This is a genomic window from Mycobacterium sp. 852014-52144_SCH5372336, assembly GCF_001665615.1.
Classification (GTDB): domain Bacteria; phylum Actinomycetota; class Actinomycetes; order Mycobacteriales; family Mycobacteriaceae; genus Mycobacterium; species Mycobacterium neumannii_A.
This window is the reverse complement of the sequence record NZ_LZSW01000006.1, coordinates 1-26,733: the sequence shown is the minus strand read 5'-3', so window position 1 is coordinate 26,733 and position 26,733 is coordinate 1. Positions and strand designations below refer to the sequence as shown.

25 protein-coding genes are annotated in these 26,733 nt (G+C 65.5%); 12 read left to right on the top strand and 13 right to left on the bottom strand.

Features of this window, described 5'->3' with window-relative positions; all coding sequences use genetic code 11:
• Window positions 1–92 precede the first annotated feature (92 nt).
• Genes A5759_RS00935 through A5759_RS00920 form a run of 4 tightly spaced genes read left to right on the top strand, consistent with a single transcriptional unit; the run spans window position 93 to window position 5,010 of the window.
• Window positions 93–1,286 carry an amidohydrolase family protein gene (locus A5759_RS00935; protein WP_066847891.1) on the top strand — a complete coding sequence of 398 codons (1,194 nt, stop codon included), beginning with the start codon at window positions 93–95 and terminating at the stop codon, window positions 1,284–1,286.
• 6 nt (window positions 1,287–1,292) lie between these two features.
• Window positions 1,293–2,279 (top strand): acyl-CoA dehydrogenase family protein, encoded by a 987-nt coding sequence (locus A5759_RS00930; RefSeq protein ID WP_068192719.1) that lies wholly within the window; start codon window positions 1,293–1,295, stop codon window positions 2,277–2,279.
• On the top strand, window positions 2,276–3,475 hold the full coding sequence (locus tag A5759_RS00925; RefSeq protein ID WP_068192717.1) for an acyl-CoA dehydrogenase family protein: 1,200 nt from the start codon (window positions 2,276–2,278) through the stop codon (window positions 3,473–3,475). The genes A5759_RS00930 and A5759_RS00925 overlap by 4 nt, the downstream gene beginning before the upstream one ends.
• A complete protein-coding gene (locus A5759_RS00920; protein ID WP_068192714.1) occupies window positions 3,475–5,010 on the top strand; it encodes a class I adenylate-forming enzyme family protein in 1,536 nt (511 codons plus the stop codon). The genes A5759_RS00925 and A5759_RS00920 overlap by 1 nt, the downstream gene beginning before the upstream one ends.
• A gap of 132 nt (window positions 5,011–5,142) precedes the next feature.
• Here the strand turns inward: A5759_RS00920 and A5759_RS00915 are convergent, their stop codons facing one another.
• Both A5759_RS00915 and A5759_RS00910 read right to left on the bottom strand, forming a co-directional pair.
• The gene (locus A5759_RS00915) at window positions 5,143–6,321 is read right to left on the bottom strand and encodes an amidohydrolase family protein (RefSeq protein ID WP_068192921.1); all 1,179 of its coding nucleotides are present in this window, start codon (window positions 6,319–6,321) and stop codon (window positions 5,143–5,145) included.
• A 105-nt stretch (window positions 6,322–6,426) separates the two neighbouring features.
• Window positions 6,427–6,975: a TetR/AcrR family transcriptional regulator gene (locus tag A5759_RS00910; protein WP_068192711.1), complete on the bottom strand. Its 549-nt coding sequence runs from the start codon at window positions 6,973–6,975 to the stop codon at window positions 6,427–6,429.
• Between the two features lie 181 nt (window positions 6,976–7,156).
• Here A5759_RS00910 and A5759_RS00905 point away from each other — a divergent pair, with 181 nt between their 5' ends.
• Window positions 7,157–8,374 carry a cytochrome P450 gene (locus A5759_RS00905; protein WP_068192708.1) on the top strand — a complete coding sequence of 406 codons (1,218 nt, stop codon included), beginning with the start codon at window positions 7,157–7,159 and terminating at the stop codon, window positions 8,372–8,374.
• A gap of 29 nt (window positions 8,375–8,403) precedes the next feature.
• Here A5759_RS00905 and A5759_RS00900 read toward each other — a convergent pair whose 3' ends face one another.
• The 6 genes from A5759_RS00900 to A5759_RS00875 are packed head-to-tail and all read right to left on the bottom strand — an operon-like array spanning window position 8,404 to window position 14,780.
• Window positions 8,404–9,849 (bottom strand): class I adenylate-forming enzyme family protein, encoded by a 1,446-nt coding sequence (locus A5759_RS00900; protein ID WP_068192705.1) that lies wholly within the window; start codon window positions 9,847–9,849, stop codon window positions 8,404–8,406.
• Entirely contained in the window at window positions 9,846–10,646 is an 801-nt protein-coding gene (locus A5759_RS00895; protein WP_068192702.1) for an enoyl-CoA hydratase/isomerase family protein, read from the bottom strand. The genes A5759_RS00900 and A5759_RS00895 overlap by 4 nt, the downstream gene beginning before the upstream one ends.
• The gene (locus A5759_RS00890; RefSeq protein ID WP_068192699.1) at window positions 10,643–11,455 is read right to left on the bottom strand and encodes an enoyl-CoA hydratase/isomerase family protein; all 813 of its coding nucleotides are present in this window, start codon (window positions 11,453–11,455) and stop codon (window positions 10,643–10,645) included. Before A5759_RS00890 ends, A5759_RS00895 begins: the two co-directional genes overlap by 4 nt.
• Complete coding sequence (locus tag A5759_RS00885) at window positions 11,452–12,699, bottom strand: acyl-CoA dehydrogenase family protein (RefSeq protein ID WP_068192698.1); 1,248 nt, start codon at window positions 12,697–12,699, stop codon at window positions 11,452–11,454. Before A5759_RS00885 ends, A5759_RS00890 begins: the two co-directional genes overlap by 4 nt.
• Before the next feature lie 7 nt (window positions 12,700–12,706).
• Complete coding sequence (locus A5759_RS00880; protein ID WP_068192696.1) at window positions 12,707–13,513, bottom strand: enoyl-CoA hydratase/isomerase family protein; 807 nt, start codon at window positions 13,511–13,513, stop codon at window positions 12,707–12,709.
• Window positions 13,514–13,520: 7 nt separating this feature from the next.
• Complete coding sequence (locus tag A5759_RS00875; protein ID WP_231984494.1) at window positions 13,521–14,780, bottom strand: hypothetical protein; 1,260 nt, start codon at window positions 14,778–14,780, stop codon at window positions 13,521–13,523.
• A gap of 105 nt (window positions 14,781–14,885) precedes the next feature.
• Between A5759_RS00875 and A5759_RS00870 the strand changes: the two genes are divergently transcribed.
• Window positions 14,886–15,704 carry an enoyl-CoA hydratase/isomerase family protein gene (locus tag A5759_RS00870; RefSeq protein ID WP_068192690.1) on the top strand — a complete coding sequence of 273 codons (819 nt, stop codon included), beginning with the start codon at window positions 14,886–14,888 and terminating at the stop codon, window positions 15,702–15,704.
• Window positions 15,705–15,707: 3 nt separating this feature from the next.
• Here A5759_RS00870 and A5759_RS00865 read toward each other — a convergent pair whose 3' ends face one another.
• On the bottom strand, window positions 15,708–16,574 hold the full coding sequence (locus tag A5759_RS00865; RefSeq protein WP_068192687.1) for an SDR family NAD(P)-dependent oxidoreductase: 867 nt from the start codon (window positions 16,572–16,574) through the stop codon (window positions 15,708–15,710).
• Between the two features lie 55 nt (window positions 16,575–16,629).
• Between A5759_RS00865 and A5759_RS00860 the strand changes: the two genes are divergently transcribed.
• The gene (locus A5759_RS00860) at window positions 16,630–18,189 is read left to right on the top strand and encodes a class I adenylate-forming enzyme family protein (RefSeq protein ID WP_068192684.1); all 1,560 of its coding nucleotides are present in this window, start codon (window positions 16,630–16,632) and stop codon (window positions 18,187–18,189) included.
• 74 nt (window positions 18,190–18,263) lie between these two features.
• Here the strand turns inward: A5759_RS00860 and A5759_RS00855 are convergent, their stop codons facing one another.
• Together A5759_RS00855 and A5759_RS00850 are read right to left on the bottom strand one after the other, a co-directional pair.
• Window positions 18,264–18,665 (bottom strand): Zn-ribbon domain-containing OB-fold protein, encoded by a 402-nt coding sequence (locus A5759_RS00855; RefSeq protein WP_068192681.1) that lies wholly within the window; start codon window positions 18,663–18,665, stop codon window positions 18,264–18,266.
• Entirely contained in the window at window positions 18,665–19,810 is a 1,146-nt protein-coding gene (locus A5759_RS00850) for an acetyl-CoA acetyltransferase (RefSeq protein WP_068192678.1), read from the bottom strand. The genes A5759_RS00855 and A5759_RS00850 overlap by 1 nt, the downstream gene beginning before the upstream one ends.
• A gap of 5 nt (window positions 19,811–19,815) precedes the next feature.
• Here A5759_RS00850 and A5759_RS00845 point away from each other — a divergent pair, with 5 nt between their 5' ends.
• The 4 genes from A5759_RS00845 to A5759_RS00830 are packed head-to-tail and all read left to right on the top strand — an operon-like array spanning window position 19,816 to window position 23,723.
• Complete coding sequence (locus tag A5759_RS00845; RefSeq protein WP_197505912.1) at window positions 19,816–20,679, top strand: HpcH/HpaI aldolase/citrate lyase family protein; 864 nt, start codon at window positions 19,816–19,818, stop codon at window positions 20,677–20,679.
• Between the two features lie 32 nt (window positions 20,680–20,711).
• Entirely contained in the window at window positions 20,712–21,827 is a 1,116-nt protein-coding gene (locus A5759_RS00840; RefSeq protein ID WP_068192672.1) for a TauD/TfdA family dioxygenase, read from the top strand.
• The gene (locus A5759_RS00835; RefSeq protein WP_068192669.1) at window positions 21,824–22,897 is read left to right on the top strand and encodes a hydroxyacid dehydrogenase; all 1,074 of its coding nucleotides are present in this window, start codon (window positions 21,824–21,826) and stop codon (window positions 22,895–22,897) included. The genes A5759_RS00840 and A5759_RS00835 overlap by 4 nt, the downstream gene beginning before the upstream one ends.
• Window position 22,898: 1 nt before the next feature.
• Complete coding sequence (locus A5759_RS00830) at window positions 22,899–23,723, top strand: enoyl-CoA hydratase/isomerase family protein (protein WP_066847812.1); 825 nt, start codon at window positions 22,899–22,901, stop codon at window positions 23,721–23,723.
• 73 nt (window positions 23,724–23,796) lie between these two features.
• On the opposite strand, the gene A5759_RS00825 is transcribed toward A5759_RS00830, so the two are convergent.
• Entirely contained in the window at window positions 23,797–24,984 is a 1,188-nt protein-coding gene (locus A5759_RS00825; protein ID WP_068192666.1) for an amidohydrolase family protein, read from the bottom strand.
• Between the two features lie 223 nt (window positions 24,985–25,207).
• Here A5759_RS00825 and A5759_RS00820 point away from each other — a divergent pair, with 223 nt between their 5' ends.
• The gene (locus tag A5759_RS00820) at window positions 25,208–25,996 is read left to right on the top strand and encodes a TetR/AcrR family transcriptional regulator (RefSeq protein WP_066847806.1); all 789 of its coding nucleotides are present in this window, start codon (window positions 25,208–25,210) and stop codon (window positions 25,994–25,996) included.
• Here A5759_RS00820 and A5759_RS00815 read toward each other — a convergent pair.
• Window positions 25,985–26,733 (bottom strand): acyl-CoA dehydrogenase family protein (locus tag A5759_RS00815; RefSeq protein WP_255390444.1); only part of this gene is annotated, 749 nt, incomplete at its 5' end. The two genes, A5759_RS00820 and A5759_RS00815, sit on opposite strands and share 12 nt — an antisense overlap.

The window sequence follows — 26,733 nt, the reverse complement described above, 5'->3', positions numbered from 1 at the left end:
GATCGAGACAACCCCGGATAGGCATTACCGATCGAGGATAGTATCTTTTCCTGAAAGAGAGAATAATCATTCTCGCACGAAGGGGCGGCGCGGTGACCACTATTGATTACGGCATTTTCGACTGCGACACGCACTGCTATGAGACGCGCGATGCTTTCACCAGGTACCTTCCCGCGGAGTTCAAGGACCGTGCCATCACGACCGTGCGGGGGGCCGACGGCGTTGAGGTGATTCTCGCCGGTCACCGCGTCGCGACGTTCAACAGCGAGGGCGGCCTCGGTCTGGATGTGGCGTACCGCCCCGGTTCGCTGAAGGAGATGCTCCGCCAGATGGGGTCGGGTAACCCCGAGGAGTCCTACGAGCCGCAACCCATGCAGCCGGAGTACGTCGAACGTTCGGCGCGGCTCGCGGTGATGGCCAAGCAGAACGTCGAACGAATGGTGATCTATCCGAGCGGAATGGCACTGGCCGCCGAACACTACGTCGACGACACAGCGGCGCTGTACGCGAACCTGCGGTCGTTCAACCGCTGGATCGACGACGAATGGGGCTTCGACTTCGAGGGCCGCATCTATGCGACCGCGCTGTTGTCTCTGCGGGATCTCGACTCCGCGATCGCCGAGACCGAGGCGATCATCGCTGAAGGTGCGAAATTCGTGATGCTGCCGACCGGGCCCGCCTACGGGCGGTCGCCGGGCGATCCGTATTTCGACCCGGTCTACGCGCGGCTGCAGGAGGCCGGCTGCGTGCTCGTGTACCACATCATGCCGTTCTGGTACTTCAACGCGATCTCGCCTGCCTGGGGGCACAACCCCGACCCGGCGTCCTGGCACATGTCGGCATGGCAGTGGATGAACATTTACGGTCAGCGCCCGATCGAAGACACGCTCTCAGCGTTGATCTTCGACAATCTGTTCGGCCGCTTCCCGAAACTCAACGCGTTGGTCGCCGAGCACGGCGCCGAGTGGGTGCCGTTCTTTCTCAAGCACATGGACAAGAGTCGCGGCATGGGCCGCAACGGCCCATGGATCGGAGGCAAGCTGACCGAGCGGCCGTCCAGGATCTTCCGACAGCACGTCCGCGTCGTGCCATACCCCGAGGACGACATCCCGGGCATCGTCTCCAGCCTGGGGTACGACGATGTGTTGGTGATGGGTTCGGACTTCCCGCACGCCGAGGGGCTGGCCGAACCGGCGGACTTCCTCAAACTCCTCGACCCGCTCGATGACGCGGCGAAGCGGCGCATCATGCGCGACAACGCCGAACATCTGCTGCTGCGGAGCTGACCACCGGTGGGCACCGAGGGAGATGCCGCCCTCGACGATGCGGCCGACATCGAACTGGTACGAGGCGCGGCGCGCGACTTCCTGGCAGGGTGCGGAACGCACGAATCCCTCAAAGACCTCGCGGCGATGGACTGGACAGGGCTGCTGGTCAACGAGGATCTTGGCGGCAGTGGGTGGCGTCCGGTTGAGACCACGGTCATCGCCGAGGAACTCGGACGCTCGGGAAACTCGACACACTGGCTCGGCAGCGTCACGGCCGCTGCGGCGCTGAGTTCGGCGCCGCCGCAGATACGTGATCAGTGGTTGCCCGCCATGCTCGACGGCACCGGTGCGGCGGCCTGCGCCCTCGCAGCTGATGTCACGCGTGTCTCGGGCGCCGATTCGGCGGACATCATCGTCACATTCGGTGGCAACGGGATTCATCTGTTCGAGGGGGCGAACACCTTGCCGCGGGAAGCCGACGAAGAGTTGTTGGACGTCAACCGACCGGTGTGGCGTGTCGACCTCTCCGGAGCAGAGGGCGTGCCCATCGGCGGACCCGAACGAGCGGAGCAACTACTCGCACTGGCCAGAATCCTGCTGAGCGCGGATTCGCTCGGTGCACTATCGGCCACCTTCGACCGGCTGGTCGCCTACCTCAAGGACCGGATCGCCTTCGGTGCACCGATCGCGAGTTTTCAAGCGGTACAACACCGTTTGGCGGAATTGTCGGTGTTCGAGGCCAAGGCCCGCGCGGTCCTCACCAAGGCCGCGCGCGCGCTGTCCTCCGATACCACCACGAGCGAGGCGGTCACCCTGTCCGTCGCGGCGCATTCCTTCATCGCGGCGAACGCCACGGCGGCGGTCGACGAGTGCATGCAACTTTCGGGGGGTATCGGATTCACCTGGGAATACCCGCTGCACCATGAATTGCGCCGGGTTTTCACGAATGCGTGTCTACTCGGCACCGCGCGGTCCAGCCGCGCTTTGTTCGCCGATAGGGCCGGCTGGTGAGCGCCCCGCAGGTTCGGCCCACAGAGGCCGAATTCGCCGGGTTCCGCGACCGCGTCAGGGCACATATCGCTGAACATGCACCACCGTTCGAGGCCCGAGAGGGGCGCCGGGCACCGGAGACGGCCGAGCAGGAAGCCCTGCTGCGCACCTGGTTCGCCTCGCTGTTCGACGCTGGATTCATCGGTGCGGACTGGCCCGTCGAATACGGCGGCCGTGCCGATCACCACCCACTGCACGATCGGATCGTCTCCGAGGAGATCCTGCGTGCCCGCGCCCCGCGCCCCGTCGATCAGGTCAACCTGGCGGCTCATGTGCTGCTGCATTTCGGATCCGATGAGCAGAAATCCGCTCTGCTGCCGCGGATCCGGAGAAGCGAGCACGTCTGGTGCCAGCTGCTGAGCGAGCCCGATGCCGGCAGCGATATCGCCGCGGTGCGCTGCAAGGGCGCGCAACAGCCCGACGGGTCATGGGTGATCGACGGGCAGAAAACGTGGATCACCGACGGGCACTGGGCCGACATGGGCCTGGCCCTGATCCGTACCGACCCGTCGTCGTCGCGTCATCACGGACTGTCCGCATTCATCGTGCCGTTGAACTCACCGGGCATCGAGATCCGCCCGATCCGCACGATCAACGAGGCGATCGAGGTCAACGAGGTCTTCCTCGATGATGTGACCATCCCTCCCGACAGCCTGATCGGAGAGCCTGGCCAGGGCTGGTCGATCATCATGGCGGGCCTGGACTTCGAACGGTTCGGCATCGGTGGCAACGTCATCCTGCTGGAACTTCTGATCGACGATCTGGTCACAGTGGCCCGTCACGGTCGCATCGACGAAAAGCCGGCACTGCAATACGCCGACATCCGGCATCAGGTCGCGGAGTTGGCCGTCGAGGTCGAGGTCGCGAAAGCCTTCATCGACGACCATGTCGAACGTCTGGTGGCTGGCGCCGAGCAGACGGGCGACGGTTCGATCGCCAAGCTCAGTTTCGCAGAGACGTATCACCGTGTTTCGGCCTACGGCGCGCAGCTGTCGACAATGGTCTGCACCGTCTCCGCCGATTCGGATGTGGCGCTTGCCAAAGAGCGTCTGAAAGAATGCTGGCTATGGTCCCGTGCATACACCGTGTCCGGTGGCAGCTCTGAGATGATGCGCAACATCCTGGCCAAGCGACGCCTGCTGCTGCCGACTCGCTGATGGCGCAAACCTATTGGGGTTTGATCCAAGCGGCGGCCCAGGACCATCCCGACCGCGTCGTACTCGTCGACGACTACGGTCGCAGCCTGACGAACAGCCAGTTGCACGATGCGGCGGAGTGCACCGCCGCCGCACTGTCCGAATGTGGAGTCACCAGAGGCACCGTGGTGACGTGGCAGTTGCCGACCACCCTCGAGACGATGGTCGTGATGGTGTCCCTGGCCCGTCTCGGCGCGGTCCAGAACCCTGTGTTGCCGATCTGGCGCGAGAGTGAAGTCCGTTTCGTCACTGCGCAGCTCGGTTCCGAGGTCTTTATCGTTCCCGGTGTGTGGCGCGGGTTCGATCACGTCGCGCTCGCCGATGAGCTGATCCGCGAGCGGCCGATGACGATCGTGGTGGTCGACCACAGCGCGCCGATCACCGGGAAACTCCGGCTGCCGTCGGGTGATCCGGCGCTTCTGCCGGCGCCGCCGACGGATGCCGAGGAGGCGCGGTGGGTGTACTACTCGTCGGGCACGACCGCGGCCCCGAAGGGTATCCGGCACTGTGACCGCTCGGTGATCGCCGGGTCGGCCGGGGTGGTGGGCATGTTCGGCGCCTCGAACAGCGACATCAACCCGATCGCGTTTCCGGTCTCGCATATCGGCGGCGCCGCGATGCTGGCCGCCAGCCTATTGACCGGTATGCGCCTGGTCCTGTTCGACACCTTCGATCCGGTCCACACTCCGAAGGCAGTCGCCGCGCACGGTCCGACGATGCTCGGTTCGGCGACCCCGTTCTTCGTCGCCTACATGGCGGCGCAGCGGGAACATGGTCCCGAACCGCTCTTTCCCGATCTACGCGGGTGTGTCGGGGGAGGCGCGCCGATCACGCCCGAGTTGGGACGCCAAGCGCGCGAGACGCTTTCGGTGGCGGGGATCGCGAACTCGTGGGGTCTGACCGAGTTTCCGGTGGTGACCTCGCCGCCGCCGGACGGCGAACCGGACGTTCTCGACCACACCGTTGGACGGCCGGTGCCGGGGGTTTCCATACGTGTGGTCGACGAGAACGAGCGCGAGGTAGGTGTGGGCGAGGAAGGAGAACTGCGCCTCAAGGGGCCTCAGTGCTTCCTCGGCTACGTCGATGCGTCGCTGGACGCCGATGCCTTCGACGGCGGCGGCTGGTTTCGCAGCGGTGACCGAGGCCGCATCGACGATGACGGGAACGTCGTGATCACTGGGCGCATCAAGGACGCCATCATCCGCAACGCCGAGAACATCTCAGCGCTCGAGATTGAGGGCGTCTTGGCCAGCCACCCAGCTGTCGACGACGTCGCGGTCATCGGGGTGCCGGATCCGCGCACCGGCGAACGGGTGTGCGCCGTCGTCGTGGCTCGAACCGGCGCCGAGGTGACGCTGTGCATGCTGGCCGAGCACTGCCGGGTACAGGGTCTGAGCATGCACAAATGTCCGGAGAGCGTGCAGCTGGTGGAGGCGTTGCCGCGCAACCTCACCGGCAAGGTCTTGAAGAACGAGTTGCGCGCACGCTTCGGATAGCCGCGTTGACTCGGACCCACTTCGCCGCCGGGAGACTGCATCCGAGCCGCATCGGCATCCATTAACCGGTTGATTGCACGCACCAGATGCGTGTCATCAACCCGTTAAGCGTCCGCCGCGGCGACGGCCGGTCTAGATACCGATCAGTTCCTTGAGATTTCGGCCCATGATCCGTGTGGTGGTGTCGGCGGGCAGGTTCTGGAGTTCCTTGACGAAATCCGCTGGCTCGGCGAGGCCCTCTGGATGCGGGTAGTCCGAACCGAACATCACGCGGTCGGCGCCGAGGATCTCGACGAGGCGCGACATGTCTTCCTCATGGAACGGGTTGACCCAGACGTGCCTGCGGAAGACGTCGCTGGGATGCTCGCTGAAGTCGTACGGCCGCTTGTGGTACACGCGGTCGAAGACGTCCAACAAGCGGTGCGCCCAGGAGCCGCCGTTCTCGACCACCCCGATGCGTACCCCGGGAAAGCGCTCGAACACGCCGTGAGCGATGAAGGCGGCGAGGGTGTCGAAGATGTTCCGGCTCTCCTCGTAGATGAAGCCCCGTAGCTTGCTCAGCGCAAATCCGTTGAACTCCGCCGGGTCCTCCCAGTCGTCGACGTAGCGCTCGTAGCCGGAGTCCGAATTGTGCATTTGCACCGAGATGCCCGAAGACTCGACCAGTCGCCAGAAGTCGTCGAATTCCGGCAGCGCCGCCGAACGCGAAGTGCCGTCTTCGCGCGGGACCGGCGCCGGACGGATTAGCACCGTCCTGGCACCGTTCTCCAAGCACCACTCGAGCTCCTTCACGCCGAGCGCGGGGTCGTTCAGCGAGATGGCCGGGACGGGGAAGATCCGGTTCTGGTAGTTGAACGTCCAGTCCTCGAGCAGCCAGCGGTTGAACGCATGCGTGACCGCGTGGGTGAGCTCGGTGTCCGACTTCGTGCGCTCCTCGAGCATGCCCGCCGTAGTCGGGAACATCACCGCCCCGTCGACGCCCTGACGGTCCATCAATGCCAGACGCAGGTCGGGGCGGCGAAACTCGTCGGGACACCGGATGGGCTCGGCTAGCTCCCGGAGTGTCTTGCCTTCTGGATTTATGCCCCGAAAGTAGTCGGCCCACGCGCCGGGAGTGGGGATCACCTCGTAGGTCGGGTTGGGGATGGTCTCGGTGATGACACCGAGAATCTGCAGCTTCTTGCGGCCTTTGACGTCGACGAACTTCAGGGCTTCCGAATACTTATCAGGCAGGTAGCGCGTGTAGGCGTCGATCGTTTCGTACATGTGGTTGTCGGCATCCCACACCTCAAACGCCTTGGGCTCGGTCATCGTTGATTCCTCTCGGACCATGCATTCAGCAACGGGAACGATGTTATCGCAAAAGGAGAAGAGAGATTCTCGCCGGGCTGGTTCCGGCTACGGAAATCGCCGACTCTAGCTGAAGGCCGGAGCCACGAACCGCCGAAGCATCTCCCGTTCCGTACCAGGGTCTGGGGGAGGCCAGAATGCCAACGACACGACGATGCGCACGATCCACTGCGCCGCCAGCGGATCCTCGCCGGTGATGCCGGTGAGGTCGGCCGCGAGGTGGCTGAGCACCGGTGACGAGTGAAGGTCGGTCAATCCCGGCGCCTTCGGTGTGTGAAGGGCCAGTTTGCGAATGGGGTCGGTTCTGATCTGTTCGAGGGCGACATCGATGGCGGTGATGACGCGGTCCGCACCGCTGGCTCCGTCGACTGCGTGCCGGACCGTCTCGATCACGCCGGCTGCGAGCCGCATCAGAACCGCGTCCCGAATCTGCGCCTTTCCCCCCGCATACCGGTAGACAGTCGCTCTCGAGCAGTGCAGCCGTGCGGCGAGCTTGTCGATGTCGAGGGCATCGAGCCCGTCGGAGATGATCAGCTCGGTCGCGGCGGCGTAGATCCGGTCCGCAGCCGCGGTGCGGCGGTCGCGGCCCATAACCCAATCGTCGGGCACCGGCATCAGCCTCCTCGTCCCTGAACGACCATGATCTCAGATCTGAGACAAGCCAAAGGGGTCGTTTCAGCATTCCCGCAGCTTGCACCGACTCGGTGAGACATAAGCAGGCGAAATCACCGACAGCGCATTTCGACTTCGGTTGCATCCGTTGACGCGGTGCGAGGTCGTCGCTCAGCGTTGGGGCATGAATGTTGTGGACGGCGAGCTCGGGATCGCGCTGTTCGACGATCGGTTCATCCAAGACCCTCAACCGCTGTACGCGCGGATGCACCAGACCGGACCCGTGCACCGCATTGGCGACAGCGGGTTCTTCGCCGTGAGCGGCTGGGATGCGGTGAATGAGGCGATTGCGCGATGCGATGACTTCTCGTCGAATCTAACAGCCACGATGACGTTTCAGGATGGTTCGGTATCGGCATTCCCGATGGGTGAACTCGGCGGGGCCACGCAGGTCCTGGCGACCGCCGACGAACCCTCACACGCCATTCACCGCAGGTTGCTATTGCCCCAATTGGCCGCCAAACGAATTCGCGATTTCGAGCCCTTCATCACCGATACGTCGGACGGGATCTTCGACTCCTCCGTCCGAGGGTGCGAGATCGAGTGGATGACCGCGATGGCGAACCGGCTGCCGATGAGGGTCGTCTGCCGAATCATCGGCGTCCCCGACGCTGATGTGGACATGCTCACCCGGTGGGGCTACTCCGCCACCCAGTTCGTCGAGGGACTGGTGACCGAGGAGCAGTTGGCGGCAGCGGGTAAGGACGTCATGGAACTCGGCGCCTACGTCGCAGAGCAGTTCGCCCAGGCGACAGCCGACGGCCAGGACAACCTACTCGGTGATCTGGCCGCGGCGTGCTCCGAAGGAATCGTGGACCAGACCGGGGCCCTGGCCATGATGATCACTCTCTTCAGCGCCGGCGGGGAATCAACGGCGTCACTGATCGGCTCTGCCGCCTGGATCCTTGCCACCCAGAAGAACATTCAGCGACAACTGCGGGACCGCCCCGAACTGCTGGGGGCATTTCTCGAGGAAGTCCTTCGCTTCGAGCCCCCATTCCGCGGCCACTACCGGCATGTCACGAACGACACCGAGCTGTGCGGTGTAATGCTCCCCGCCGGATCGCGGCTATTGCTGTTGTGGGGTGCGGCCAATCGCGATCCGGCGCATTTCGAGGAACCCGACACCTTCCGGCTCGATCGGCTGGGCGGCAAGGGACACATCGCATTCGGCAAGGGCGCCCACTTCTGCGTGGGGGCGTCATTGGCGCGGTTGGAGGCCAGAATTGTTATCGGCCAACTGATCCAGCGCACCTCGAATGTCGATGCCATAGACATCGGCCGCTGGCTACCGAGCTTGCTGGTGCGCCGCCTCGAGCGACTGAACCTGGTGCTCGCGTAGGGATCATTGACGACGTCGCCGCCGGAGGGCTATGCGTCGGTGAGGGTGAGAAGTTCGCGCTTGACGACCTTGCCGACATCGTTACGCGGCAGGCGCTCGACGAACACCACCCGGACGGGCACCCGGTAGGGGGTCAGGCGGTCGCGACACCACGTGATCAGTTCATCCTCGTTGACGCTGTCGTCGGCGCGCACGACGAAAGCCCACGGCACCTCGCCCAGGCGCTCGTCGGGGGCGCCCACCACCGCGGCCTCCCGCACGTGGGCCGCGGCTAGCAGCACCTCTTCGACGGTGCCGGGGAACACCTTGAGTCCGCCGCGGTTGATCATGTCCGAGACGCGCCCGTCGAGCCACAGGAAACCGTCCTCGTCGAACCAACCGAGGTCGCCGGTGTGGAACCACCCATCGTCGGTGAGCCTGTCCAGGAACGCGGGGTCGATCTTGCGGGCAGCCGTCGTCGGCGTGCGAACCATCACCTCGTCGTCGGCGATCATGACGTCGATGCCGGGAAGTGGGCGTCCGACAGAGCCGAGCTTCGTCTCGCCCCATTCGCGGGCATCGGCGGCCGACCAGCCGACGACCTCGCCGCCGAGTTCCGTTTGGCCGTAGGAGTTCAGCACGAGCACACCGAACTTGTCGCGGAACCGGGCCGCGTGGACGGGGGACAGGGGAGCGGTGATGGAACGGACGATCTTCAGGGGCGACAGGTCGGTGACCGAGTCGTCGTGGAGCACCATCGTCAACGCGGCCGGCGGCAAGACCGTGGACCGCAGTTGGTGGCGCTTCACCAAGGCTGCGAAGTCCGCGGCCGAGAACTTGTCCATCAACACGACGCCGGAGCCCGCGCGAAAGGCGAACAGCACCTGGTAGATACCGGCCCACAACGACAGTGAGAGCGGCACCAGGTTAGGCATCGGCGGCCCGCTCCGGGTGGCCCGCCTCGAGCCGCGAAGTTTCTCCAGTAGCCGGTCGATCAGGTCCAGGACGGTGGAGTGACGCAGCGGCACCGGCTTCGGCGGACCCGTCGTCCCCGAGGTGAACTGCAGAAGCGCCACATCGGCGTCGTACCGCCGAGCCTCGTCGGCCGAGTTGGAGTGCGGCGTGAGCGACCACGCCAAGCTCGACCCCGTGGCGACCGGCAACGCGAACCCCGAGAAGCGATGGGCCAGTTCGGGCGTCGTGATCACCGCGACCGGCTCGAGGGTCTTGAGCTGAGCGGCCACCTCGGCGTCGGCAGCCCTGGGGTTGAGCGGTGTGTAGACACCACCGGAACGCCAGACACCGAACAGCGCCGCGACCGTGGTGGCGTCGTTGGGCAGCATCGCCGCGACCACCTGACCGGTCATCAGCCCGGTTTCGGTGAGAACCGCGGCGAGGCGGTCTGCACTCGCGATCAGGTCTTTCCGGGACACGTCGACGGCCAGAGTGTGTACCGCGACCTCCGGCAGATCGTCCAGCAGCTCAGCGAGACTCACGAATCCGGCCCCAGAGGAAGCCACGCTGGTGTTCGCTTGTCGGCGAACGCTTTCGGACCTTCGTCCTGGTCGGGATGGCCCCACATCGACGTCAGGTGCTTGGCCCCCTCACGGCAAGCGTCGGTCAGGCCGTGCTCGAGCGCTCCCCAGAGTGCGCGTTTGGTGGCCCGCATCGCGGCGGGTGAGTTTCTCGCGATCTTCTCGGCGAGCTCTTGTGCGACATCGCGAAGCATGTCGGGGGGATCGACGATCTGGCTGATCATGCCGAGCTCATATGCGCGCTGCGCGGTGAGTCGTTCGTGGCTGCCGACCAGTGCCATCCGTAAGACCGCCTCGGCGGGCATCTTGCGCATCAGCGCGATCGTCTCGAGGGCGCTGACCTGACCGATGGATACGTGCGGGTCGACGAACGTGGCATCTGATGCCGCGATGACGATGTCGGCGTCGGCGACCCAGTGCAGTCCGCCCCCCGCGCACACCCCGTTGACCGCGGTGATGACGGGCTTGCCGACATTGCAATGCCAGCCCGTCAGCTTCAGGTCCAGCGTTTGCATGGTCTCCTGGTACTGCTTGATCCCCTCACCGTCGAGATCGTCGACGTCGGCGCCGACCTGAAAGGCCCTGCCGTTGCCGGTGTGCACGATCACCCGCACCTCGGGGTCGGCGTCCAACTCGGCCCAGGCAGCGGGAAATTCCGTGCGCATCAGCGCGTCGTACGCGTTGAGGCGATCGGGCCGGTTGTTGATGATCCAGCCGACGGGGCCGCGACGATCGACGATCAACCTCTGATAGCTCACGAAGCCTCCACCGGTGCCAGCGGTTGCCAGTCGGCCGGCCGCTTTTCCCGCCACGCCCGTACTCCCTCGGCATGGTCGGGGTGGTTCCGCAGTCGCCAGATCGTCTCTGTGGCCGCCGCCTTGGCCTCCGACAGTCCTACTTCCAGGGAACGCCACAACGCCTTCTTGGTCGCTCGCATGGCAGTGGGCGAGTTGGTCGCGATCGCGGCCGCGAGCTGCCCGGCCGCCGCCCGTAGCTCACCGGCCGCCACGACCTGCGAGACGATACCCAGCTCGTATGCGCGTTGGGCCGAGATCCGCTCACCCTTACCGCTCAACGTCATTCGAGTTATCCCCTCCATCGGTGACTTGCGCAGCAGGGTGATGGCCTCGTACGCGACCGCCTGGCCCACCGAGACATGCGGGTCGACGAACGTTGCCTCCTCTGCGGCGATGACGATGTCGGCGTCGGCGACCAGATGCAGGCCACCTCCCGCGCACACCCCGTTCACCGCGGCGATCACCGGCTTCCACACACCGCAATGCCACGAGGAGATCTTCAGCTCGGCGTCGCGGGTGCGCCGGGAATGTTTACGCATCGCCTGTTTGTCCCGGGCCACCTGAACGACGTCCATCCCGGTGCAGAACGCTTTGCCGTTGGCGGTGTTGACGATCACGTGAACGTCGGGGTCGGCATCCAGCTGTGCCCACGCGGCCTCGAGTTCGTCCAGCATCAACGCATCGAATGCATTGCCTGCCTCGGGCCGATTCAGCACAAGCCACCCGATGTGATGCGATTTGTCGACGATCAACCGCTCGTATTCGGTCAAGAGCGCGGAATCTCCTTCCAGGGTTTCCCTTTCCACGGATCCGGCTCCTTGGGTAACCCGAGTACGCGCTCGCCGAGGATGTTCTTGTTGATGTCGGTCGTACCGCCCTCGGTGCCGTTGGCGAGGCTGCGCATCATGCCCTGCACCTCGCGGGGCATCGCGTCCGGGTCGTCGGTGGCGGGCCACGCCACTGCGGCGGTGCCCAGCAGGTCGACCATGAGATCCTGGATCTGCTGGTTGAGCGTGGCCTGGTGGACCTTGCCGATCGAGGAAGCAGCACCGGGGGATTGGCCGGCCGAGAGTGCCGCGCGCACACGGGCATTGGTCCATCCGCGGATCTGTTCCTGAGCCCAGAGCCGCATGACCTTGTCGCGAATCACCGCGTCGTCCCATCGGCCGGTTTCCTTGGCCAGGGTGATCAGTCGTTCAGCACTCGACCCACCGAGCCTGCCCATACCGCCGGATCCGGAGCCCGAAACCATCTGGCGCTCACTCGACAAGGTCGACGCGCTGACGCGCCACCCGTCGTTGACTTCTCCGACCCGGTGGGCGTCCGGCACCCGCGCGCCGTCGATGAAGACCTCATTGAATTCGGCCTCACCGGTGATCTGGCGCAGCGGCAGCACCTCGACGCCTGGTTGGTGCATGTCGAGCAGGAAGTAGGTGATGCCCTTGTGTTTCGGCTGATCGGGATCGGTGCGGGCGAGCAGGATCGCGAAGTCCGCCTCATCCGCCCAGGTCGTCCACACCTTCTGTCCGGAGATCACCCATTGGTCACCGTCGCGCACCGCCCGGGTCGCCAGCGACGCGAGGTCTGAGCCCGCGCCGGGCTCGCTGAAGAGCTGACACCACTTCTCTTCGTTTCGGACGATGGGCGGCAGGAAGCGCCGCCGTTGCTCTTCGGTGCCGTGGCTGAACAGGGCCGCCGCGGTGTTGTTGAGGCCCAGCGGATTAAGCCGGGTCAGCCGCAGCGGCGCGAGCACGCTCTCGATGGTGCGGGCGACGTCGTTGCCGATGCCGAGGCCACCGTGTTCGGGTGCCCAGGTCGGCGCCACCAGGCCGGTTCGGGCGAAGGTCGGATACCACCGCCGATAATCGGCCGGGCTCCGCGCCGCTCTCAGCGCGGCAGGGCCCTCGGCCGCCGCGACGCGCCATTCCGCAGGCACCTCCGCCTCGACCCACCGCCGCACCACCCCGACGGCGTCTTCGGTGGTGGTGTCGGCGGTGATCGGTAGCGCTGTCATGTTCGGCTCAACGACCCTTGAATTCCGCGGGCCGCTTGTCCCGGAAGGCGGCCAGGCCCTCCTTGAAGTCTTCGCTGCGACTGGATAATTCGAGCGCCATCGCCTCGTTCTGAAGGTGGCGATCGAGATCCAGACCGTTGCCGCTGTGCAGCAGCCATTTGGTGAGGCCGAGGGCCACCGTGGGTGCGGCGGCGAGCCGGCTGACGAGATCCGTTGCCGCACCCTCGAGTTCATCCTCGGGGCAGGCGCCGTGGATGATGCCCCATTGCGCCGCGGTGGTCCCGGACAGTTCCTCACCGAGCATCAACAGTTGGCGCGTGCGAACCATCCCGACGAGTCGCGGCAGCAGCCAGGCCGCACCGCTGTCGGGCGTGAAGCCGCGCGCCATGAAAGGTTCCCAGAACACCGCGTCCGAGGCTGCAAGACAGAAGTCCGACGCCAAGGCGAGGTGGAAACCCAGGCCGGCCGCCCAGCCGCGAACCACAGTGACGACGGGCACCTGAGTCCCGAGCAGCAAGGGAATCAGCCTGTTGGCCTTGTTGGGCAGTCGCCGCTGCGTGCTCCCCACGCGCGGTTTGCGTTCCGACTTGGCGTTGTTGGCCACCAGATCGGCCCCGGCGCAGAAGTCCGGACCTTCGGCGTCGATACGGATGACGCGAACCGATTCGTCGGTGCCGCACCGGGACAGGTGCCCGATCATCGCGTCGAGCATGGTGTCGTCGACCGCGTTGCGGCGTTCGGCCCGGTCCAGGGTCAGCCACAGAACCGGGCCCTGTTGTTCGGCTCGGAGTCCGGGAACGCTCGGATAGGTCACGGCTGGCTCAATGTTCGGCGAACCGGTCGGAGATGACCGCCAGCAGACGGGCGAGGTCGGTCGCCCCGCCGGGCGGTTCCGGCAGGCGGACGGGGCCCCGCTGCCTGCTGGGCAAGAGGATCGTGGCGTGTCCGGGCGTGGTGATCTGGCCGCGGTGATTGGTCGCCGCGAGGTCCAGGTCGACCGCCGGACGGGCCCCGTCGGCCAGGTATTTGCGGGTGACGGTGCCGGTGATGGTGTGCAGATCGCCGACGTAGTTGAACAACCGGAATTCACAGTCCAGTTTCCACAGCCAGGCATCGTCACCCATCCAGTCGGTGCACAAATGGATGAGCCACGTCTCGCGCATGCGGCCGTAGTCGAATGTCGTCGGGTTGCCCGCGTCGCGCGCGGCGCTCGGGTCCCAGTGCACCCGCTGCTGTACGTCGGGGACACCGCGCTCGTTGAGTGTGTAGAAGCGCGGAATACGTTGCCTGTTCTGCCAGGCCAGCCTCAGGGGCCGCACGCCGTACATGCCCATGCCCATTCCGACGTGCCAGCACACCATGTCGGTGACGGTGAGCGGACCCTTGGTGAGCGGGCCGATCTGGTCTCCTTCCGCGACGTCCTCCCACCAACGCGGTTCGGCGCCTCGGGGTGCCTCGCGGGTGTACCGCGCGTCGATCTCGGCGATCTCGTCGGAGCTCCACGTTCCGAGGTCGACGGACTCGTACTTCTTGCGTCCCCTTGCCTTGCTGCGCTCGGTGCGGATCATGTTCCGGTACTGGCCGCCGAGGATGACGCCGTCCTCGTCGCAGAACACCTGCGCCGACCATTCGTGCACAGCCCGGGCGGCGAACTCACTGCTCTTGTCCAGCGCGGCGACAAGGGCGTTGCGCCGGAAGACCCGGCGGTTCGCGCGCAGCGGCGCCCACCACTCGCGCGACGATCCGCCATAGAACGCGTGAACGCCGCGCAACGGGTCACCGGCGGTCAGCTGCCGGTCCTCCTCGGTGAGTTCGGAGACCTCGTCCTCGCCGATCAAGGTGTCGCCACCGACCAGCGCGGGCGGCGCGATCGGTTCACCCCAGACCGACTTCGTCGCGTATTCGGGATCCGACCACAGTGGGTTCGCGTCGCCGTAGCTTTCCGCCACGATCCGGAACGTGTCCTCGTTGGGCCGACGGTAATGCGGGGGTTGAGTGTGCGGGACGGCGACGCCGATGCGGGCGCGCAACTTGGCCAAACCCTCCTCCGTGATTTGGCCCGTTGCCGAGGACTGGGTCACGCATGCCTCCTCAGTTTGGGCCTCCTCAGTTCGGCACATAACGTCAGTGGGGAACGTCGGCGGAAATTAAGATACCCGAAAAACGGAAACGTCGTTAACGCAGGGGTGATCGAGTTGACTCAAGAGCAGTCGGGCATCGAGAGCGCGGTTGGATCCGATGGTGTCTGCCGGATCACCATCGACCGCGCGGATGCTGCGAACTCGTTGTCCCCGTTGGCACGTGAAGCTCTCACGGAGGCATTCGAGAAGGCCGATGACGATCCTTCGGTGCGAAGCGTGTTATTGCGAGCGACGGGGGATCGGCACTTCTGCTCGGGTGCGGGTTTGGGCCCGCAATCGGCGCGACCCGCCGAGGAGAAGAAGCCCGGGGACGTCGCTCTGATGCTGCAGAAGGGTTATCAACGACTGATCTCCGCAGTGCTCGATTGTGACAAGCCGGTGGTCGCCGCGGTCAAGGGTGTGGCGGCGGGTGCCGGCGCGAGCCTGATGCTCGCCTGCGATCTGGTCGTCATGTCCACCGAGGCGCGCCTGGTGGAGGCATTCGTGCATCGCGGAATCCTGCCGGACGCGGGCGCGATACATCTGCTGACCAGGATCGTCGGACTGCGCAAGGCCACCGAACTCCTGATGCTCGGAGAACCCGTCGACGCCGCGACCTGCGAGCGGCTCACCTTGGTCAACCGTGTCGTGGCACCCGAGGAGACCGATGCGGTCGCCGAGGAACTGGCCCGCCGCCTGGCCGCGGGTCCCACCGTCATGTTGGCACTGACCAAGCGCCTGCTGTCGGTGTCGTCGGAATCGGGGCGGGACCGGGCCTTTGAGCAGGAGGCCTGGGCGCAGGAGGTGGTGTCGTGGACCGCCGACCTGCAGGAGGGTCTGCGGTCGTTCGCAGAGCGCCGCCCGCCGAACTTTCAGGGCCGCTGACGATTACCCGGTCGCAGGACCGCCGCGAATGGTGAAGGTCGTGCTGTCGTCGATTTCGTCGATCGTCTCTGCCACCGATTCAGCTGTAAGTGAATGATTCTCGATTCCCTTGGTGACACCGATGAACACCCGCGACACCTTGCCGGCACCCACGGAGTAGATGCGAGCGGTGCGATCGCAGTCCCGGTGCGACAGATAGACCACCACGGGTGTCACCAACTCCGGGTCCATCGCCTTGCCGGCCTCGCCCATGATGTCCTCGGTCATCCGGGTTCGAGCGATCGGCGCGATGGCATTGATGGCGATGCCGTTTCGCGCGCCCTCGATCGCCAACACGTGCATCATCCCGACCAGCCCCATCTTCGCGGCACCGTAATTAGCTTGCCCGAAGTTCCCGAACAGACCTGTGCCAGAGGTGGTTTGAACAATCCGCCCGTAATTCTGCTCGCGCATGATGGGCCACGCGGCGCGCGTCACGTTGAAGGCGCCGGCCAGGTGGACCGAGATCACCGCGTCCACCTGCTCGGCGGTCATGTTCTTGAACGCTGCATCGCGGAGAATGCCCGCGTTGTTGACGAGGATGTCGAGTCGTCCGAAGGCGTCCATCGCCGCTGCGACGATCACCGCACCACCCTCCTCCGTCGCGACGGAGTCGCCGTTGGCGATCGCGGTGCCGCCCCCGGCGGTGATCTCGTCGACCACCGCCTGCGCCGCCGTAATCGAGGCGCCTTCTCCGTCGACGGCGGTGCCGAGATCGTTGACCACGACGCGGGCACCGCGACGGGCGAGTTCGAGTGCGTGACAGCGCCCGAGCCCTCCGCCCGCACCGGTGACAACGGCAACCTGATCATCGAAGGTCAAAGGTGACATGCCTGAGAGGTTACATTTACGTAGACGAGAATCGGTATTTGCATCGGAGGACACCATGAGTGCGGCCACCGAGCTGCTGCGACACGCGCGGGAACGAGCGAGCGGTCTCAGGAACCAGTATCGTGCCGCCGGCGTCTGGTCGGACCGGCCGCTCGACGTCGTGCGGTCGGCCGCCCTGCGGTATCCGACACGACCGGCGCTGATCGATCGCGGTGCCGAAATCACCTACGCAGCACTGGATGGACAGGTCGATCAGGCGGTCGGTGCGCTTCGTGACGGCGGTGTCGGCCCGTCGACATCTGTCGTGGTCGTGGTCGGCAACGACATCGGTTCGGTCGTCGCCGTACACGCCGCCATCCGTGTCGACGCGGTGGTACTGCTCGTGCCGCGCAGCGCGGGCGCGACACAGGTCGCCGACATCGTGGCCCGCACCGGGGCCGGGTTCGGCCTGGCCCCGAATTGGTCTCCCGTCGTCGACGGAGCCTTGCGTGAGGCGTGTGCCTGGATCGACATCTTCCACACCTCGGACATGTCGGTGAGCGAGGGGCCCATGCGGCCCGCCGACGAGCCGTCTTTTGTCCTCTACACCTCCGGTACGACGTCTCGGCCCAAGGGCGTCATCCATTCGCTGAGCACGCTTGCCAAGGCATCTGCCAACTACGTTGCCGCCGCCGGGCTTGGCGCGGACGACCGCATCTTCCTCCTCAGCCCGCTCGCCTCGGTGACCGGGGTGCTGCAGGCGCTGTTCATCGGACCCATGCTCGCCGTGCCGGTGGTGCTCGAGGATCGCTGGGAGCCCGCCGCGACGTGTGATCTTCTGTTGTCCTCCGGCGCAACGTGGTACGGCGGTCCGGATCGGTTGCTCGACCGGCTGCTCGACGAAGCGGTCGCCAGGGGGAGCGTCGTGCCGCTGCGGGCGGTCTATCTCGGTGGCACCATGCTCGACAGGCGCATCGTCGAACGGGTCGAGGACGACTTCGGCATCGTCGTGATGCGGGCGTACGGATCGTCGGAGGTGCCGGTCAGCACGTCGGGGCTGCGCACCGAGAGCAGGGCGGTGCGTCACGCGGATGACGGCGTGGCGCTGCAGGACGTCGACGTGCGGGTGGGGTCGGCAGCGGACACGCGCGAGTGCTGCATCAAGGGTCCGCATGCATTTCTTGGTTACACGGACACCGAGGACGACATCAACGCGTTCGACGGGGAGTGGTTCCGCACCGGTGACGTCGCCGAGGTCAACGAAAACCGCGTGCGCATCGTGGGGCGGATCAAGGACATCGTCATCCGCAACGGCATGAAGATCCCCGCGGCGGAGGTCGAGGAGGCGGTAGCGCGGATTGCCGGTGTGCGAGAGTGCGCCGCTTTCTCGGTTGCCGACGCGACCACCGGCGAACGGCTGGCGATGGCCATGGTGCTCGACGACGGCGTCGAGATGTCGCTCGTCGACGTGGTGGACGCTCTCGTCGGGGAGGGAATGCCGAAGTACAAGCTGCCCGAGGAGCTGGTGTTCTGGGATGAGCCCCTGCCGCTTAACCCCAATGGCAAAGTGCAGCGCAACACGCTCGAGGCGCGTTCGAAGGGTCGGCCGCGGGTACTCGCCGACCGCCTTGTGTAGCACCCGTTTCGCGAAATGGCATTCCAGCAGGCGCTCCCTCGAACTTCCCTGCTGGAATGCAATTTCGCGGAAAATTACGGCCGAAAAACCGGTACGACGAATCCGTCGTCGTCCTCGCGGAACGCGATCTCGAGCTCCATTCCGGCGCAGAGTTGATCGACCGGGCAGTCGACGATCTGAGTCATGAGGCGGGGACCCTCCTCGAGGTCGACCATCGCGACGACGTAGGGCACGGCGTCGAACGGTGCGGCGTTCTGGTGGATGACGCTCCAGGTGTAGAGGCGCGACCGTCCGGACGCCGGCGCGAGGCGCACGTCCTCGCTCCAGCAGTAAGGGCAGAAGGGGCGGGCGTACAACGAATTTCGGCCGCAGGAGCCGCATTCGTTGATCAGCAGCGTGCGATCCTGGACCGCCGCCCACCAACTTTCACTGTCGCTGTCGATGGTCGGGCGGTTCGGACCGCTCGGCGACTGCATCACTGCCTCCCGAGGATCATCGTCGCGCTGTGGGTGAAGAAGCCGCCCATCGCGTGCACGCACGCCAGGCGCGCACCCTCGACCTGTCGTTCGCCGCATTCGCCGCGCAGTTGCCGAACCGCTTCGACCATCAGGAACATCCCGCGCATCCCGGGATGACACGACGCCAGCCCGCCGCCGTCGGTGTTGGTGGGCAGCGCACCGCCCGGACGGAGCGCGCCGGAGCCGATGAACGGACCACCCTCACCCTTGGCGCAGAACCCGAGATCCTCGACCGTCAGCAGGACGGTCGAGGTGAACGAGTCGTAGAGCTGACAGACGTCGATGTCGTCCGGGGTGACACCCGCTTGCGCGAACGCACGCGGACCCGATTCTGCGGCGGCCGATGTCGTGAAGTCGGGCCATTCACTCATGCTCACGTGCGATGCGGCGTCGGCCGCGCCGACGATCCAGATCGGTTCCTTCGCGCAGTCCTTCGCCACCCGCTCGCTGGCGAGCACGACCGCCCCGCCTCCGTCGGTTCGCAAACACACATGCTTGGACGTGAACGGATCAGCGAGCATCGGCGCCGCGGCGACATCCTCTGCGGTGATTTGATCGCGCTCAAAGGCGTTCTCGTTCATGGCAGCCCATTCATGCGCGGCGACGGCAACCTCGGCCAGCTGTTCCTCGGTTGTCCCGTACTCGATCATGTGGCGCCTGGCCGCCATGGCGTACTTGGCAATCAGCGTGGCGCCGTATGGTGCTTCGAACTGCATCACACCGCCGGTGCTCAACGCCGCGGCCGATGCCCGCACGCGGCGCTTGACATCGGAGCGTGCGGTCGAACCGTAGGTCAACAGGGCCACGTCGATCTCGCCCGCCGCGATGGCCGCGGCGGCGTGCCGTCCCATGACCTCCCACGATGATCCACCTACGTTGGTGGCGTCGACCCACGTCGGTCGCAGGCCCAGGTACTCGCTCACCTCGACGGGTGGCAACAGTGTCCCGTGGCCGCCGAAGCCGTCGATGTCGTCCTTGGTGAGGCCGGCGTCTGCGACGGCCCGCCGCGCGGCCTGCGCCATCAGCGCCATCGCCGTTTTGTCGGGCACCCGCCCGCAATCGGACAGCGCGGCGCCGACCACCGCGACCCGGTTCTCGGACATGAGTAATGGTTACCACAGGCGATAATGTCATTAACGCTGTAGTGGAATCATCGTTCTCGCTCGGTTACCGTGGGTGGGTGCCGGGACCGCTGCGGGATGCCTTGAAGGGCGACCGCCTGGTGTTGTGCCTCGCTTTGCTCAACGCCCGCACGCCCGACGTCCCGGCAATCGCGGCGGCCTGCGGATACGACGCTGTCTATGTTGACCTCGAGCACACCTCGTGCTCGCTCGAAACGGCGGGGATGCTCTGTGTGGCCGCGCTCGGTGCCGGCATCTCCGGTCTCGTGCGGGTACCGTCGCACGACCCCACCTTGATCGCGCGCGTACTCGACGCTGGCGCGGTCGGAGTGATTGTGCCGCACGTGAACTCGGCACGCGAGGCACAGGCGGTCGTCGACGCCGCTCGCTTCCCGCCCTTCGGCCATCGGTCCATCTCCGGACCCAACGCGGTGAGCGGATACGCACCCCGTCCAACCGCCGAACTCACGGGGGAACTCGAGCGCCATACCGTGGTGGCGGTGATGATCGAAACGCCCGACGCGGTGGCGGGATCCGAGGAGATCGCAGCCATCGAGGGGGTTGACATGGTGCTGCTTGGGCCCAGCGATCTGACGGCCGAGATGGGGATCCACGGGCAATATGAGAATGAGCATTTCCACCGTGCAGTAGACTCTGTCGCAGCGGCCTGTCGTGCACACGGCGTGGCGCTGGGAGTGGCCGGGATCAAGTCCGTTGACCTGCTGGAACGCTTTGCAGGGCTGGGGCTGCGATTCATTTCGGCGGGAACCGACGTCGGGATGATGACCGAAGCCGCCACTGCCCGTGCGCACGCCTTGCGTGAGCTCGAGAGGCGCGCGGCGAGCCGATAGCCGAGAGCCTCGTCACGACAACAGGAGGACGGATGCCCACCGCGATCTACACCGAGCAAGTCACCGATCCCATGGCATGGACCGGTGCCGACTTCAGCAGCAAGGAGGACTTCGCCTTCGACCTGTCGTCGAGCAATGTGGCCGCGCTGGAATCCATACTGGCCAAGACCGCCCGAAAGGATCGCGACGACATCACGCCGGAGGACGCCCGGCATCCGGATCTCGACGAGGATCTCGCGCGGCTATACCGGGAGTTGATGTTCGGCAGGGGCCTGGCGTGTGTGCGCGGTTTCCCCGTCGAACAGCATTCGATCGAGGACCTGGAACGCATCTACTGGGCATTCTGTACCCACCTCGGCTACCTGGTGTCGAACAACTCCTTCGGTCACCGGATGGTGCGCGTGCAGGAAGAGGTGCTGCCCAACGGCGTACAACCGGCACGCGGCACCAAGTCGAGGGCCGAGCTCGCGATGCACAACGATGCGGCGGACATCCTTTCGCTGCTCTGCGTGTACCCGGCCGCAGAAGGTGGCGAGAGCCAGTTCGCCAGCGGCCCCGCCGCGCACAACCGGATTCTCAACGAACGGCCCGACCTGCTCCCCGCGCTGTACCAGGGGTTTCCGCACCATCGGCGCAGCGAGCAACCCGACGATCAACCGGACGTGACCCCATACGACGTTCCGGTCTTCTCCCAGATCGGCGGTCGTATCTGCATCAACTTCACCTACAGCAGCATCCTGCCTGCCATGCACACCCTTGGCCGCGAGTTCACCGCCGAACAGAACGACGCCATCGAGTTCTTGCGCACCGTCCTGGTCGAACAGCAGGTCGAGTTCCGGTTGGAGTCCGGTGAAGCCGCCGTGGCCAACAACTTCGCAATGTGCCACTCGCGCTCGGACTTCGTCAGCAGCACCGACCCGAAGAAGGCACGCTGCTTCCTGCGGGCGTGGATGGAAGTTCCGCGCGAGGATCGCCGCCTCCCCCTCGGGCGGGAGTACTTCCACATGGAGAACAAGGATCTGCGCCTGGGCTATGACCCCGTTGCCGGACGCGACGGCGCGATCGCACGCAATGACTACAAGAACGTCGACCCCGCACTGGCCGACATGTTCAAGGCGGCTCAAGCGAAGCCCAAAATCAAGCGATGACAACCCGTCCGCGACTGGTCTACGAGAGATGGACCGATCAGGTCGCAGGAGACATACTGGCGGGGGCCGACATCGAGCTCGTCAAGCTCGACCTGCGAGCTTCCGTCGAACGGGGTTGGGCAGCATTGGAATCGGCGCACGGATATCAGGTCGCCACCAGAACTGACGTCGCCTCGATCGAGGATGGCGTGCAGTGGCTGGCGGGGCCGGAGCTGGTGGATCGTTGCCCACAGTTGCTTGCCGTGTGTTCGGCGGGAGCGGGTTATGACGTGATCGACGTCGCGGCGTGTACCCGAGCGGGGGTGGCGGTGTGCAACAACTCCGGTCCCGGCGCCGAAGCCGTCGCCGAACATGCACTCGGACTCATGCTCGATCTGGCCAAGAAGATCACCGCCGCCGACCGGGCGCTGCGCAGCGGTCCCCTCGGAGATCGATTGGTGTTGCGGGGCACTCAGCTGTTCGGAAAGACGATCGGAGTCGTCGGATTGGGCGCCATCGGTGGACGACTCGTCGAGTTGTGCGCTCCGTTCGGGATGGAGGTCCTGGTCTTCGATCCCTACGTCGACGACGCGACCGCCCGCGGCAGGGGCGCGGTCCGGGTCGGGCTTTCCGAGTTGGTCGAGCGATCGGACTTCGTTCAGGTCACATGCCCGCTGACCGCCGAGACGCGGGGGCTTTTCGGGCCTGCGCAATTCGCCGCGATGAAACCGACCGCGTACTTCATCACCACCGCGCGTGGCCCGGTGCACGACGAAGAGGCGCTCTACGACGCCCTGGTGAGCGGGAGTATCGCCGGCGCGGGCCTCGACGTGTTCCACGAGGAGCCGCCGAGACACGACAACCCGCTGCTGAGGCTCGACAACGTCGTCGCGACACCACATGTCGCGGGCATCACGGTCGAGGCGGCTCGCGACATCGCGGTCGCCACCGCCAGCCAGTGGCAGACGATTTTCGCGGGCGCCATACCGCCGCGGTTACTCAACCCGGAGGTGTGGCCGCGTTACTGCGACCGGTTCGAAGAAATCCTGGGGGTCCGGCCGACCGCCCGCGACACGGCAGCTGCGGAGTGAGATGAGCAATTACGACACCGTCACGTTCGAGGTCTCCGGTCACACCGCGTGTGTGACGCTGAACCGGCCCGAGGTGCTCAACGCGATCAACGACGAGATGATCGCCGAACTTGCCGAGGTGTACGCCGAAATCGAACGGTCGCAGGACATCTGGACCGTCATCATCACCGGTGCCGGCCGCGCACTGTGCGTCGGGGCCGACGTCAACAAGGCGGCCGACCACGACATGGAGAACGCGGCCGGGATCGACAACCAAGGCGAGCCCATCCTCAGCTCCATGCGCCAATGGGATGCGCCGCAGGAGGCCACACCCCCGTGGCTGCAGATGACCAAGCCGATCATCTGTGCTGTCAACGGCATTGCATGTGGTGCGGGCATGGATCTCGTCACGACGGCCGACATCACGATTGCGTCTGAACGCGCGACGTTGATGGACCCGCATGTCAGCATCGGTGTCACGTCCGGGCGTGAAGGGGTCCGCCTGGCTCGGATCCTGCCGCTTCCCGTGGCGATGCGGTTGATCCTGATGGGTAGGCACGAGCAGCTCGACGCCCAGCGCGCCTACGACCTCGGCGTGTTCACCGAGGTGGTGGCCCACGAGACGCTCATGGACCGGGCGTGGGAGGTCGCCGAGATCGTGAATTCCAATGCGCCTCTCGCGGTGCGCGGTTCGCGGATGGCGGTGCGCAAGGGGCTGACGCTGCCGATATACGAAGCGGAGCTGCTCGCCGAGAATTATCGGATGAAGGTGGCTCTGACCAAAGACGCGATCGAGGGCCCGCGCGCATTCCTGGAGAAGCGCAAGCCCGACTGGCAAGCACGCTAAAGCTACGCGAGACTACGCTTTATGACGGAATCGGCCCGGAATACGTCAGAAACCGTAGTCTCGGCGGTTAAGCCTAGGCCAAACCGAAGAAGTTCTTCGCGTTGGTGGACAACACCTTCCGCTTGGTCTCCGCATCGAGGCCCTCCGTCGCCTTGTTGGCGACGTCCATGCTGTTGGGCCAATTCGTGTCGTTGTGCGGGTAGTCGGTCTCGAACATCAGCTGGTCAGGTCCGACCAGATCGAGGATGCGGAACGCGACCGGGTCGCCAAAGGTGGAGAACCACACGCGGCCGGGGACCTGCGTGCTCGGCGGCTCGGTCAGCAGCGGATGGATGCCGCCCCACGCCCGACGGTCCTCCCAGACCTCGTCGACGCGCTGCAGGTAGTAGGGGATCCACCCGGCCTGCGCCTCGGCGAACGCGAGCTTGAGCTTGGGGAACTGCCGCAGCTTGCCGGAGAACAGCCAGTCGACCAGGGCGATGGTGCAGTTGACCGCCATCAGTGCGCTGGTGACGACGTGCGGCGAGTCGGGGGAGGACTTCGTCAGCGACGAACTCGACCCGATGTGCAGCATGATTCCGACGTTGTTGCTCTCGCAGGCGGCGAAGAACGGGTCCCAGTAACCGCTGTGGATGGACGGCAGGTCCAGTCGCGCAGGCAGCTCCGAGAAGCACACCGCAGGCATGCCCTTGGCCGCTACCCGTTCGACCTCCTTGACGGCGAGATCGACGTCCCACAGCGGGATGATGCCCAGCGGAATGAGCCTGCCGTTCGAGCCGCCGCCCCACTCGTCGATCTGGAAGTCGTTGTAGGCCTGCACGCAGAGCAACGCGAGCTCTTTGTCCTTGGCGTAGAGGAATCGCTGACCGCAGAACCGGACCAGCGTGTTGGGGAAGCAAGCCGAGGCCTCGATGCCGGCGAGGTCCATGTCCGCGAGCCGGTCGGCCGGTCGATAGCAGCCGGGGCGCATCTCGTCGTAGGTGATCGGGTCGGTGGAGAGTTCGTCGAGTTCGTAACCGGCAGCGGCGCTGATGAGCGGAATCGGGATGATCGAATCCTCGTAGTGCCAGATGTCGGCGTCGCGGCCGTCGTCATCCTCGATGAACGCGACGTCGGAGGTGACCGACGGGTCCATGCGTCCCCGGTGCCGGACGATCCGCGGTCCGATATCGCGATAGCGCTCGGGTAACCGGCTGGTCCACAGATCGGCCGGTTCCACCAGATGGTCGTCGGGTGAGACGATCAGGATGTCTGCGGTCAACGCTGCACTCCTTAGGAACGGCTTGCGACACAATCGCGAAACCCTTGTTTTCGCAATCGAGAATCGATATTTCCACAATACCGTACAGGCCCCGCTCGGCACGCCGGGACCGTCGGACCGCTCGACGGGGCGCGAAGTCCGGCGGGGTCACGCTGTTTTGGCCAACGTGTGCGTGTAGGTAGCCGAGGTGGATCGGCGGCGGAACGCGTATTCTCAGGTAATCATGACTGCTAAGAAGCGGAGTGCCCGCGACTCGGAAGCCGATCTGGAACTCGTCGAGACCGACGTCGAGATGCCGGGTAGCTGGCAGGAAAGAACGATCGAGCGGCGACTCAGCCAAGCGCGCGCGCGTGCACTCGCGCGTAGTTCGAGGTTCTTGGCGACGGCCCTCGAACTGGTCGAGGAGTCCGGTCGTGCCGACTTCACCATTCAAACCCTCATCGATCGCTCGAACCTCAGCCTGCGCGCCTTCTACCAGCATTTCGCCGGCAAGGAAGAACTGCTTCTGGCCCTGTATGAGAATGCCACCAGTCAGTTCATCGAGGCGATCCGCCACGAGGTGGCGGCCGCGGACGGTCCGATGGAACAACTCGAGGCGTTCTGCCGAGGATTCCTCTCGCGTGCGGAGTCGTCGGAGGCAATCGGCGGGCGCGTGATGACGATCTACAACTTGAGCCTGGAGATCGAGCGCCCTGCCGATTTCGCGAAGATCTGGGAGCCGCATCAGAAGCTGCTCACCAGGATCCTCACCGCATGCTCACGCGCGGGGCTGGTCCGCAAGGATCTGACGCCCGCTCAGCTCACCACGCTGTTGAACTCGACCCTCATCGCCCTGGCCCAGATCGGGGTGTTCCACTTGGGCGTCAAGGGCGCTGAGCTCACCGAGGACCAGCTGTGGGCATGGTGCCTGCAGGCGCTGACTCCGCCCGCGAACGCCCCCAGGAAGGCTGTCACCGCCAAGGCCGCGCCACGCAAGCGCCCCACCCGTAAACCCAAGGACCTAACGGGGTAGACCCAGACCTCTCTGAGCGATGATGGTGCGCTGCACCTCGCTGGTTCCGGCATAGATCGTGGTGCCCAGCGCGAAGCGCATGAGGTGTTCGAAGCGGCCGCGCTCCGGCGCCGTCGGCTCAAAGACGGACCGCGTCGCATCGGGCCCGACGAGTTCGACGATGTCTTGGCTCGCGCGCACGAGCGCCTCGGTGGAGAACACTTTCGCCATCGGCCCCTCGGCGACGGGCGTACGACCGTTCTCGGTCATCCACACACATCGACGCTGTAGGAGCATCGCCACTTCGAGTTCCATCGCTACCCGCGCGATCCGCCGCCGCACATCGGTTTTCGCGATCGCAGGTGATCCATCGGGCGCGCGCGTGGTGGTCGCCCACTCCTCGGCGTGGTGCAGGAGACGCGCGATGTGCGGTCCCCATCCTGACGCGTGCTCGTCCTGTAGCGACAACCCCAGCACCTGCCAGCCGGCGTCGACGTCACCGATGCGCCACTCGTCGCCGATGCGCACGTCGCTGTAGAAGGTGATGTTGGTGCGCTCGCCCGACAGCGTCCACACCGCTTGCGCTTCGAAGCCCTCTGAGCTCGTCGGCACGAGAAACATTGTGAGCCCCTTGTGCTTCGGTTTGTCGGGGTTCGTCCGGGCCAGCAGGAAGATGTAGTCTGAATCGCCCTGGAAATGTTGGAGGCTCCTGACCTTGGAAACGAGGATGCAGGTATGCCGAAGGAACAGTCTGCCGG

Coding starts and splice junctions, on each gene's coding strand:
- A5759_RS00920 (WP_068192714.1), top strand. CDS start 3,475: ATGGCGCAAACCTATTGGGGTTTGATCCAAGCGGCGGCCCAGGACCAT.
- A5759_RS00915 (WP_068192921.1), bottom strand. CDS start 6,321: ATGACCGAGCCCAAGGCGTTTGAGGTGTGGGATGCCGACAACCACATG.
- A5759_RS00910 (WP_068192711.1), bottom strand. CDS start 6,975: ATGCCGGTGCCCGACGATTGGGTTATGGGCCGCGACCGCCGCACCGCG.
- A5759_RS00905 (WP_068192708.1), top strand. CDS start 7,157: ATGAATGTTGTGGACGGCGAGCTCGGGATCGCGCTGTTCGACGATCGG.
- A5759_RS00885 (WP_068192698.1), bottom strand. CDS start 12,699: ATGACAGCGCTACCGATCACCGCCGACACCACCACCGAAGACGCCGTC.
- A5759_RS00865 (WP_068192687.1), bottom strand. CDS start 16,574: ATGTCACCTTTGACCTTCGATGATCAGGTTGCCGTTGTCACCGGTGCG.
- A5759_RS00860 (WP_068192684.1), top strand. CDS start 16,630: ATGAGTGCGGCCACCGAGCTGCTGCGACACGCGCGGGAACGAGCGAGC.
- A5759_RS00855 (WP_068192681.1), bottom strand. CDS start 18,665: ATGCAGTCGCCGAGCGGTCCGAACCGCCCGACCATCGACAGCGACAGT.
- A5759_RS00850 (WP_068192678.1), bottom strand. CDS start 19,810: ATGTCCGAGAACCGGGTCGCGGTGGTCGGCGCCGCGCTGTCCGATTGC.
- A5759_RS00845 (WP_197505912.1), top strand. CDS start 19,816: ATGGTTACCACAGGCGATAATGTCATTAACGCTGTAGTGGAATCATCG.
- A5759_RS00840 (WP_068192672.1), top strand. CDS start 20,712: ATGCCCACCGCGATCTACACCGAGCAAGTCACCGATCCCATGGCATGG.
- A5759_RS00835 (WP_068192669.1), top strand. CDS start 21,824: ATGACAACCCGTCCGCGACTGGTCTACGAGAGATGGACCGATCAGGTC.
- A5759_RS00830 (WP_066847812.1), top strand. CDS start 22,899: ATGAGCAATTACGACACCGTCACGTTCGAGGTCTCCGGTCACACCGCG.
- A5759_RS00820 (WP_066847806.1), top strand. CDS start 25,208: ATGACTGCTAAGAAGCGGAGTGCCCGCGACTCGGAAGCCGATCTGGAA.